The sequence below is a fragment of the Paenibacillus sp. WC2504 genome (assembly GCF_052682475.1).
In genome coordinates, this window is sequence record NZ_JBQZFH010000001.1 from 7,663,636 (window position 1) to 7,673,935 (window position 10,300).

The 10,300-nt window shown below is 46.1% G+C and carries 10 protein-coding genes; 2 read left to right on the forward strand and 8 right to left on the reverse strand.

Translation table 11 applies throughout. The annotated features are described in order from the left end of the window. Positions 1-6: 6 nt before the first annotated feature. From ACUN27_RS35025 to ACUN27_RS35040, 4 genes are all read right to left on the reverse strand, one after another. Positions 7-972, reverse strand: coding sequence for a helix-turn-helix transcriptional regulator (locus ACUN27_RS35025; protein WP_445560488.1), 966 nt, complete (start codon positions 970-972; stop codon positions 7-9). Between the two features lie 80 nt (positions 973-1,052). Further along, positions 1,053-2,171 (reverse strand): vWA domain-containing protein, encoded by a 1,119-nt coding sequence (locus tag ACUN27_RS35030; protein ID WP_445560489.1) that lies wholly within the window; start codon positions 2,169-2,171, stop codon positions 1,053-1,055. 254 nt (positions 2,172-2,425) lie between these two features. After that, entirely contained in the window at positions 2,426-2,947 is a 522-nt protein-coding gene (locus ACUN27_RS35035; protein ID WP_445560490.1) for a hypothetical protein, read from the reverse strand. Continuing rightward, positions 2,944-3,762 carry a ParA family protein gene (locus ACUN27_RS35040; RefSeq protein ID WP_445560491.1) on the reverse strand — a complete coding sequence of 273 codons (819 nt, stop codon included), beginning with the start codon at positions 3,760-3,762 and terminating at the stop codon, positions 2,944-2,946. The genes ACUN27_RS35035 and ACUN27_RS35040 overlap by 4 nt, the downstream gene beginning before the upstream one ends. 287 nt (positions 3,763-4,049) lie before the next feature. Between ACUN27_RS35040 and ACUN27_RS35045 the strand changes: the two genes are divergently transcribed. Beyond that, the gene (locus ACUN27_RS35045) at positions 4,050-5,225 is read left to right on the forward strand and encodes a tyrosine-type recombinase/integrase (protein WP_445560492.1); all 1,176 of its coding nucleotides are present in this window, start codon (positions 4,050-4,052) and stop codon (positions 5,223-5,225) included. 226 nt (positions 5,226-5,451) lie between these two features. Here ACUN27_RS35045 and rlmD read toward each other — a convergent pair whose 3' ends face one another. The 4 genes from rlmD to ACUN27_RS35065 form a co-directional block, all read right to left on the reverse strand. Beyond that, on the reverse strand, positions 5,452-7,017 hold the full coding sequence (gene rlmD, locus ACUN27_RS35050; RefSeq protein WP_445560493.1) for a 23S rRNA (uracil(1939)-C(5))-methyltransferase RlmD: 1,566 nt from the start codon (positions 7,015-7,017) through the stop codon (positions 5,452-5,454). A gap of 51 nt (positions 7,018-7,068) precedes the next feature. Next, the gene (locus ACUN27_RS35055) at positions 7,069-8,073 is read right to left on the reverse strand and encodes a diacylglycerol kinase (RefSeq protein ID WP_315955677.1); all 1,005 of its coding nucleotides are present in this window, start codon (positions 8,071-8,073) and stop codon (positions 7,069-7,071) included. Positions 8,074-8,090: 17 nt separating this feature from the next. Next, on the reverse strand, positions 8,091-8,858 hold the full coding sequence (locus ACUN27_RS35060; RefSeq protein ID WP_445560494.1) for a sirohydrochlorin chelatase: 768 nt from the start codon (positions 8,856-8,858) through the stop codon (positions 8,091-8,093). Between the two features lie 150 nt (positions 8,859-9,008). Further along, positions 9,009-9,299, reverse strand: a complete 291-nt coding sequence (locus tag ACUN27_RS35065; protein WP_079414635.1) for a YerC/YecD family TrpR-related protein — start codon at positions 9,297-9,299, stop codon at positions 9,009-9,011. Between the two features lie 235 nt (positions 9,300-9,534). On the opposite strand from ACUN27_RS35065, the gene ACUN27_RS35070 reads away from it, so the two are divergent. Beyond that, complete coding sequence (locus tag ACUN27_RS35070) at positions 9,535-10,206, forward strand: aminotransferase (RefSeq protein WP_445560495.1); 672 nt, start codon at positions 9,535-9,537, stop codon at positions 10,204-10,206. Positions 10,207-10,300: the final 94 nt, after the last annotated feature.

Consider the following 10,300-nt stretch of genomic DNA (forward strand, 5'->3'; position numbering starts at 1 on the left):
TCCTTTTTACTCGTATAAGGATTTCCATCGTTCTAGCTTCTGCCTCATGATATCCCGATACACTTTGGGCTCCAGAATCTCCGCTTCCGGACCATATTGACTTAACCAATTCATAAATTCACGTTCATGATTCACCGTTACTTCAAAAAGTAGACTTCCATCCTTCTGAGGCGTCAATTTCGGCTTTACAAAGAGCTCTTCTTCCTTCACATAACGAGCGATATTCGCATGAAATTTTATTTTAAAACGAATTTGGTCTGCGCCTCGCTCAATGGACCACGTGTTTTTCATATAGGTTTTCAAATTAAATTCACCTTTATCGAAGGTATCACTAAGCAGCTTCACATCCCGAAACCGACTGATCCGGAACGTTCGGATATCGCCGGCAGAATGGCAATAACCAATTAAGTAAAACCGATGGTCTCGAGGTACTAAATAATAAGGATCAATGTCTCTTTGAGACTCCTCGTTGCGGCTTTGCGTGTAATACACCGTTCTTATCGTTTGCTGGGATAATCTAGCTTGAATAATATCGTAAAGGAAAGAAGCGCTTCCATCCTCCTCACGATAGGCAGGTGTACCCATTTGGATAACATCTGTCACATGCTGCAAAATATCGGCTCGCTTTGATTTCTCTTTCTTATGAACGCCCATGACCTTTTCCAAGGCAGAGTCAAAACCTTCCGGTAGTAATGACTTCATTTGTTCCATTACAGAGGGTAACATTGAGAATGACAATGCTTCCTGCTCCGTCCAATCTAGCGGATACATGGAGAAATTACTGATAAACGCATAGCCTTTCCCATGTCCGTAATTCGAAATTGGGATATTCATCGCATGAAGCATTTCCAGATCGCGATAGATGGTCCTTTCCGTTGTTTCGCAGCAATCCGCTAACTCCCTGGCCAATATCCCCGGTTTGGATTGTATCAAATTAATCATTCGCATTAGCCGAATTAAGCGCTCTTTCATGTCGATTTCTCTCCCCTATAGTGCTATAGAACCAACCCACTAGATATAGTAAATTCGACCTATGGTTAGGAGAGTCCTGCCTATTTCTTTCTTTTCATTTGCCTGTACTTCTGTTCATGAAGTGTCTTTCTTGTCTTGCTGGAAAATGTGAAATTTTCTAGCTGGCTGTATAGCAATTGTGCTTCCTCACGTAACTCTGCATCCTCCGATTTAACAGCGGCCACCAACATCTCATCGGCTTGCTGCTGAAGAAGCATTTTTCCCATTTCCTCATCCCCTTGATCAAAAGCGATTATCGCATGCTCGATTGCCATGGCCGATTCCGTGATTTTGAGCTGTTTCTCCACATGGGGGTTCGATGAGTTCATGATCAAATTAAGATCGTTCGTAAAATTGGCTTCGATCTTGTATTGAATTGTGCACAGCTTTGCTCCTTCCGTCACATCTACATAATCCCATTGGATATTAAGAACTTCGTGTTTACCATTGGTATGAGGGAAGAAAGTGATTTCAAGCAAGATTGACTTCACCTCTTGGTCGAAAATATCTCCCATGGACAGCTTCAGACCATTATTGTCTTCTTCAGCTTTATAACCATAGATCCGAGTAATGCGTGTTGTTTCTGAAGGGTGTATCGTTAACTGTACATTTTGGGCAACAACAGATAATAGACCATCCAGCTCTTTGGAGAATATTCCAGGGATGTCTTCCGGCTTTTCAATAAAATAGAAGTTTCCGCCGCCATGGTCCGCAATGCCTTCCATTAGCTCCTCGTCGAACCCATCCCCAATGCCCATTGTTGTTACTCCAATACCCAGACTATGAAATTCCTTTGCAATAGACTGCAGCTTCGCCCGATCTGTGATGCCTTCATTCGCATGTCCGTCGGATAATAATAGAATCCTGTTGACACTACCGTCTACTTTTCCTTGTACCACATACTGAATCCCCTGCAGCAATCCCCCGCTCAAGTTGGTACTGCCACCATCTTGTATAGTCTCTATCTTTTGTTTCATGACATCCTTGTGAGTCACATTCTGTGGCGCAAACACCGTAGTTACCTCATTATCAAAAGCAACCATACTTAATTGATCTTCTTGGCTCATTTGATCGATTACGAACTGGCAAGCCTTCTTACTGTAAGCAATCGGCGCCCCAGACATAGATCCGCTGCGATCCATCACTAGTGATATATTCATTGGCGCTCGGTCAGAGCGAGATCCAGAATTTCCCTTTAACTCGAGGAGCAAGAATGTTTTTTCCGCCCCTCCCATTGGCCAATACTCGTTATTCCATGCATGGGTCATTTGAATAGGTGAACTCATGTGCAACATCCTCTCTCATCTGGTTTCTGATATGAATGTAGCATATGCTTTGGTCAACATGATGTCAGAGAATGTCCGTTCGCATATAAAAGACGTGGACCGAAAAAGTCACACGTCTAATTTTTACGTTAGTATCGCTTTTCTTTTCTCGAGCTTACGATTGCATTGGCCATATTTAAGAAGCTAGAAACATCATCACCTGAATCTTTTAGTAGTTGTCGCTCATTGATCATTTCATCCCTTGGTCTAGCGGATATATAATTCATATACTTATTAACGAGTTCGGCCTTTGTATTTTTCGATGCGGTCAACATGACCTTACGTGAAACAAAGCTTTGTAGCTCTTTTACCGTTCTGAACGCATCTTTAGACAAAAGTATTTTATTTATTTCAAAAAGCAGCTCCTGAACCTCAGGATCAGTAATTGTATAACTACTCACTAGAACCTTTGAAACCGCTTCCTTTTTAGGACGAGTACTTGGTTTAGCTCCAGAAATACCTTCAAGCTCTTGAACTAATTTGATGATATGAGCCAGAAGTGGCTCCGAACCCTTCATTAGCACGTCAGCAACCTGCTCGAATTCCTTGCCGCTATACCGCACTTTTAACTTCAACAAATCAAGTAATAGCTCTTTGGACTGATTCGTCATTCAATACCCACACTCCGTAAAAACTCGTCTCCTACCGCATAAAATTCTTCCATAATATGACCTCGTGATCTAGAATCTTTGAACATCGGCTTTCCCTCACGAATACCGTTAACATACGATTTGGATTCTCTAACTTCATTGTCGAATACATGCCAGTTGTTTTCTTTAGCAAAAGCTAAAACCTCTTTCTTGGAAATACGGTTTTCAGGTATGTCTCCTGCCTCTACATTATTGAAAATAATTCCGGAAACGGAAATTTTGTATTCTCCTTCGTTATCCTCATTGAAATCCTCAATACTTCCCTTAAGCAGTGGCAGTCCGATGATTGCTAATTTTTCAGGCTTTACAGGTATAATTAACGAATCGCTAGCCAAATAGCTGGCCACTGATAGAATGGAGTCAGTCGGTGGACAATCAATCAGAATCAGGTCGTAATTACTTTGAACCTTCGTTAAAAATCGGCGCAGCTTATGCTCCTTTGACGTTGGATTTTTCAAAGTTTTCGATAACTCAGCTCTCGCCGGAATTAGATGTAGTAGACTACCATCCGTCCATTCGTCAACAGAATGAATAATATTAGTTGTAACTTGGCTGCTGTTTTCAAAAATGTCTACAATAGATTGCCTAGGACTTTCTAAATAATCCCGATACCCATCGCCCCCCATAAAAATTTGCGTTAGATTCGATTGGGGATCAAGATCGACGACTAATACTTTATACATTTTTTTAAAAGCTGCATACCAAGCAAGGTTGTAGGTTAAGGTGGTCTTACCGACTCCGCCTTTCATGTTAAGCATAGAAACAACTTTTGGCACGCTACCCGCTCCTTTAACCTAATTTTGAGTTAGATTCTAACATTATGTTCATTCATGTTTGTTCAATAATACGTACGGAGTTTCCCACATATGCGTCCTCGTTCTACTTAACCCAAAACGAAAAAACAGCCCATTGGTTTGGGCTGTTTCACAATTACCCTATACTTTTGTAAGGATTATTTTTCAAGGGAAAATGGATTTTGAATCCATCTCCTGCCATATGTATTGGTCAATATTGAAGTGGTGATACTTGGAATGTATTCCTATTGCTCTGGAGGTCATATGCTATGGCGAGTTTAGAAAAAAGAGGTAAGAATTCATGGAGATTAACCGTTAGCATCGGAAGAGATGCAACCGGCAAATATATACGTCACGGTAAAACCGTTCATTGCCGAACTAAAAAGGAGGCTGAACTTGAACTTTCCAAATTTGAGATTGAAGTACACGCCGGAGCTTACATCGCACCTGAAAAATTGACGTTGCATGCTTTCATTGATGAATGGAGGGACAAGTATGCATTGCAGGAACTTGAAGTAAAGACATTATCCATTTACATAAGAATTTTAAACAAACGGATTCTTCCTGCTATTGGGCACTTACGACTAGATCAAGTGAAACCCTTACATGTCGCTTCCTTAATAAGTGAATTAGGCAAAGAAGGCCACAGACAGGATGGGAAAGATGGTAAGCTTTCTTCTGGAACCATTCAGTACGTGTACCGAGTGTTGAAAAACGTCTTCTCAAGAGCGGTCGAGTGGAGAGTTATTAAATCTAATCCTGTTGCGGATGTAAAATCGCCTAAAGTCGTATATAAGGAAAGTGAAGTATACGATGAAGATGAAATTCAGCTATTGTTTGAGGCATTAGAAAAAGAAGCTTATCATTGGCGCATGATGATCACCCTTGCTTTAACTACTGGACTACGCCGCGGCGAGTTGGTTGGGCTTGAGTGGAAGAACGTTGATTTAGAACAAGGTACGATAAATGTTAAACAAAGTATTTCTGATTTTATTAACGGTAATCCCATTATCAAAGAACCCAAGACTAAAAAATCTACGCGTAAAATAAACCTATCTGATGCGGTATGGGAAGAACTTAGAGAATATCACGAGTACTGTCAACATCAATGGGGTGAATTAGAGAAAACCCGAGATAACGATCATTTCTTTGTTTTCTTTAATCAGTATGGCAGATCATTTTATCCAGAAAGCCCCTATTTGTGGTTTCGTGGCTTCCTAAAGAAGCAAAATTTAAAATACATCAAATTCCATGATTTACGCCATACCTCTGCCACCATATTGATCAACCAAGGTGTTCATGCCAAAATTATTTCTGAACGTCTGGGACATGCCAACATTACGACAACGATGAACATCTATGGCCATGTATTATCGAAGGCGGATAAGGAAGCTGCCAATAAGTTCGATCTGATCATTCCATTTAAAAATCGTAAAGAAGCATAAAGAAGCCGAGCGATCGCTGTACCAATCGTTCGGCTTCTTTTTTTATGGACTATAACAGTTCATTCAAAATGTGCCCTGTTTTAGGCTCTTTTCGGGTGATTTCCGCTGATTTCGGCTCATTTATGTTGAGTTTTTACACCAATTTTACACCAATGGCCAAAAAACCACTAAAAATCACTACTGTATTACTAATTTCACCCTGCTGTTTCATTGGAAAAACCCAGTATTAATAAGGGTTTTCAGCATCTGTTTCATTTCGTACAAGCAGCGCAACCGACTCCACATGCACCGTATGCGGAAACATATCCACCGGCGTCACCTCCGCGACGCTGTAGCCCCCATCAACCAGCACGCGCAAGTCGCGAGCCAGTGTCGATGCGCTGCACGACACATAGACGACGCGGCGCGGCTGCAGCTCTAGGATCGTCGCGAGCAGCGCGGCGTCGCAGCCCTTGCGGGGCGGGTCCACCACGATCACGTCGGGGCGAATGCCCTGACTTGTCCACTCGGGGAGGACCACTTCCGCTGGGCCCGCTTCGAAATGCACGTTCGTCATGCCGTTCAACTCGGCATTCTTCCGTGCATCCGCGATCGCTTCTTCGACGATCTCAACGCCGTAGACCTGTCCCGCGCGCTGCGCCAGGAACAGGGAGATCGTCCCGATCCCGCAGTAGGCATCGACAACGACTTCATCGCCGGTCAACCCGGCGTACTCCAAAGCCTTCCCGTACAAGACTTCCGTCTGAACGGGGTTCACTTGAAAGAACGATCGCGCGGAAATAGCAAATTTCACATCGCCGATATAGTCATAGATGACTTCGCTGCCCCACAGTACGCGAGTCTCACCCCCAAAAATAACATTCGTCTGTTTCACATTAATGTTATGACAAATGCTCTTCACTGAAGGTAGCGCAGCCCTAATACCATCAATCCACTCGTCCACACGCGGAATCGTGCTGCCGTTGGTCACCAAAACGACCATGATCTCGCCCGTGCGGAAGCCGACTTTGACGACGACATGGCGCAGCAGTCCGGCATTCGTCTCTTCCCGATAAGCGGTAATACCAAGCCGCGCACCGATCTCTTTCACCCGAGCGACAACTTCGTCGTTCGCTTCGTGCTGGATCAGGCACTCCTCCATATCAATGATGCGATGGCTTCCCTGTGCATAAAATCCGCCAATGAGGCCGCCGCGCTCTTCCCCAAAAGGAACCTGCGCCTTGTTCCGGTACCGCCATGGCTCGGACATTCCCAGCGTGGGATGGACAACAATCCCTTCAGAGGTCTCCCCAGCCACATCCAGCTTCCCAATCCGCTGCAAATTATCCACAACCTGCTGACGCTTCACGCGTAGCTGCGCCTCATAGCTCAGGTGCTGCAGCTGACAGCCGCCGCACTCTTCATAAATGCTGCAAACCGGCATGACCCGCTCCGCACTCTCTTCCACCAATTGCAGCAGCCGCGCATACCCGTACTGCTTCTTCACATGCTCCACCCGCACCAGAGCACGCTCACCTGGCAGCGCACCAGCGACAAAAAGGGTAAAGCCGTTCACACGGCCCACCCCTTCCCCATCATGGCTGATCCCGATAATCTCAGCCTCGTATTGCTGCCCGATCTGCACCGGCAGATCCGCCATCCAGGCCGGCGCCACCTTGGGCGCAGAATTCTTTTCTTTTTGCCCCGTAGAATTCCCTGCTCTTCTTTCCCTAGAACGTTCTGCAGAATTACCCGCTCTTCTATCCGCAGATTTCTCGTTGGACTTCGCAGTCCTTTTATCTTTTACGCTCATAATACCCTCACTTGTCTCTTCTTTCCCTATATAGCATAAATGTCCCGACCACTACTCCCTAGGCTGATGCGGATGATGCCCATCATGCTCCTCATCACCATGCCGCTCCTTCAATTGAAACGGCGTCGTCAATGTCTCAATCAGCGTCTTCTTATAAATCGACTGACCCGACTCATCGACGATGATTTGGAGGTGACTTTTGAGGTTCGTCATAACGCACGGCAGCGTGCCGCCGAATTCGCCATCCAAGTTCAACTGGACGTAGTCCGGTGAATTAATTTCGATATGATTGGTCTGAAAATAAATCAGATTCGGGTCATTCAGATGCTCCCCGCGCAGCGCGAGTGTGACCACTCGGATAAACTCCGCAAGATTACACTTGCGCAGTATCAAAACATCAAACAAACCGTCATTCATTCTAGCTTCCGGCACGAGCTTCTCGAACCCGCCCACCGAGTTGGTGTTACCGACAAGGAACATCATGACTTCATCGTGAAACTCGAGATCGCCAGCTTTGACGTACAGCTCGATAGGCTTGAGCCTAGGCAGTTTTTCGAGTCCCTTCATATAATAGGCCAACTGACCGATCATGGTTTTGAGTTTGCTTGGGACTTCGTACGTCAGCTCGGTCATCGAGCCTCCGCCGGCAATATTAATGAAGTAGCGGTTGTTGATTTTACCTACATCAATGTCGGTCGTGTACTGCTGGATGATCAGGTCGCATGCCTGCTCTAGATTCTTGGGAATGCCAAGCGCACGGGCAAAATCGTTGGTCGTCCCCAGCGGTAAAATGCCGAGCGGCGGCCGCCCCTCTTTCTCGGCCATACCGTTCACGACTTCGCACAGCGTGCCGTCTCCGCCAGCGGCGATAATAAGATCAAAGCCACGGTTCACAGCTTCAGCCGCGGCCAGTGTGGCATCCCCTTCACCGATTGTCGCGTGAGCAGATGTTTCGAAGCCTCCGCGCTCTAAGCGCTGAAGAACTTCTGGCAGGCGTTTCTTCATTTCTTCCCGGCCGGAAGTCGGGTTATAGATCAGTCTTGCTCTTTTGACCATTGTGTCTCATCACCTGTTCACCGTCTCGAATTTGCGGAAGCGATCTGCTTCTCCATCCATTTGGAAATTAGCGGACTTGGCAGCAGCGCCCGTCCATTATATATATATGCAAATCCCTTCAATCGGGAAGGGATTACTTGTCTCGTAAAATAGCCCTCACTCAGAAAAAGAGGCGCCACAATAACAGCATGTCCAGGCTTCTTAACCGCCCACTCTGTCATCTTGGCATGCACTTGATCCGGCAACAGCATGGCAATATCCGCTTCGTCAAAGCCACCCAAAGCTTTCAACCGCTCTGCGAGCTGTTCTAAGCCTTGAAGCCACTTCTGATGAAAGCCGTCTTCTTGGCTTCCGTGCCCAATCAGCAGCACGATTTCCTGCGTTGGCGCTTCGGACAGTTCTTTGATTTTGGCATACATAATCTCTGCTATAACAGGATCGTCATCAATCGGGGATGTAAAATGAATCCGGGCCTTTATATCAAAAGGTTCCATGTCCGTTTCCAGCAACGGCTCTTCAATAACGCCTAAAGCGTAGCTGATTTCATCGATATGTGTACTGCCAGAAGACACGAACAGGGGAACGACGATGATATCCGTCACACCTTGCGCTTCTAAACTGTAAATACCGTCTTGAATCAACCTGCCTTCCACCAGTTCCAGATAGGAGGCATAGATTGGCATTCCTTCCGGCATGTGAACCGCAGATACAGCTTCGTCGACCAGGTCAACCCAGCCTTTATCCCTAGATCCATGGCTTATGACCAGGACACCAACCTTACTCATTATGTTCTCCCCACCCGTTCTATCCATGGCTACAATCCTATGCTAACGAATGTGTTCCCACATGTCAATTGAGCTCTCCATAAACAGGAAAAATCCCGCATTACACTTGGTAATGCAGGATCTTAAAGAATTCTTTTATGATACAAATATTTAACGACCTAAACGATCTAATGTCAATACATAGCCGTCATTGCCATAATTCAAGCAGCGCTTAACTCTGGAGATGGTGGCTGTGGATGCGCCAGTTTCCGCTTCGATCTGATTGTACGTGCAGCCTTTGCGCAGCATGCGAGCTACCTCCAGACGCTGGGAAAGCGATTGAATCTCGTTCACGGTGCACAGGTCATCAAAAAAGACGTAGCACTCCTCTATATCCTTAAGGGTCAGTATGGCCTCAAAAAGTTGGTCTATAGCTTTATCATTTAATTTTTTTAATTGCATACGTTATCAACTCCTGGTAGAAATGCATGTTAGCTTATTATAGTAAGCTCCAGAGTATCATTCGACACGCCCGCTTTAAATCCTGCCTTTAGGATTGCGAAACGTTAAAATTTCTATGCGTTAATGAGCTGAATTGTGACAAATATCTAGGACCCGTGACATTCGTCCATACCAACGATAGGCAAGTGACATATCCTGTAGGAGACAAATCTGATAAAAAGGATCGTGAATCCCAGTGACTAACCCTAGACAAATCATTGGTAATGGCGGTAACCGTCCTGAAGTGCATACAAGAAGCCTCACCACTTTACCTCCGCAAATTGGTGATGATCGCGCATTCGGCCAGTATCCAGGCTTAGGCGGCAATCCGTTCTCGGATTTCGCTCAAGGCGGAGGGCTCCCTACTCCTTTCCAAGGAGGCGGCGATTTCTTCGGCGGTAATGCCGGCGGTGGCGGTGGATTTTTTGGCGGCGGTGGTAACGCCGGTGGTGGTGGTGGCGGCTTCTTCGGAGGCGGCGGCGGAAATGCCGGTGCCACAGGAGGTGGCGGTGGCGGCAATTTCCTCAGCAACCTCTTCGGAGGGGGTGGCGGTGGCGCCGCAACTGGCGGAAGCTCCAACCCGCTGAGTGGTCTCAACATGAAGCAAATCTCCGGCTTCGTTGAGCGGATGGGCGGCATCGACGGCATCCTTGGCACAATGGGCAAGGTTCAGAAGTTCATGTCCAGCTTTCAGCAAATGGCCCCAATGGTGAAAACGATCTTTGGCGCTCTTGGCAAAGGCAAAGTCGCCTCAGGAGATTCGGTTGAAGTGTTCAGACCGAAACGCAAACGCCGTAAGAAATCCGGAACGGCTCGCAGACGCAAAGGCGGTTCCAAATCCGGAACAGCGAAGCGCAAACGCAGATAAACGGATGATAAGGGAACTCCATTCCCTTATTTAGGGTGAGCGTGGAGTTTCACTGGGCGAAGAGGAACTACAAGCTCTTATTTCGCCACCTTCG

Bases quoted from the DNA above. Each gene is read 5' to 3' on its own strand.
- ACUN27_RS35025 (WP_445560488.1), bottom strand. From the start codon at position 972: ATGAAAGAGCGCTTAATTCGGCTAATGCGAATGATTAATTTGATACAA.
- ACUN27_RS35030 (WP_445560489.1), bottom strand. From the start codon at position 2,171: ATGAATATATCACTAGTGATGGATCGCAGCGGATCTATGTCTGGGGCG.
- ACUN27_RS35035 (WP_445560490.1), bottom strand. From the start codon at position 2,947: ATGACGAATCAGTCCAAAGAGCTATTACTTGATTTGTTGAAGTTAAAA.
- ACUN27_RS35045 (WP_445560492.1), top strand. From the start codon at position 4,050: ATGGCGAGTTTAGAAAAAAGAGGTAAGAATTCATGGAGATTAACCGTT.
- rlmD (WP_445560493.1), bottom strand. From the start codon at position 7,017: ATGAGCGTAAAAGATAAAAGGACTGCGAAGTCCAACGAGAAATCTGCG.
- ACUN27_RS35055 (WP_315955677.1), bottom strand. From the start codon at position 8,073: ATGGTCAAAAGAGCAAGACTGATCTATAACCCGACTTCCGGCCGGGAA.
- ACUN27_RS35060 (WP_445560494.1), bottom strand. From the start codon at position 8,858: ATGAGTAAGGTTGGTGTCCTGGTCATAAGCCATGGATCTAGGGATAAA.
- ACUN27_RS35065 (WP_079414635.1), bottom strand. From the start codon at position 9,299: ATGCAATTAAAAAAATTAAATGATAAAGCTATAGACCAACTTTTTGAG.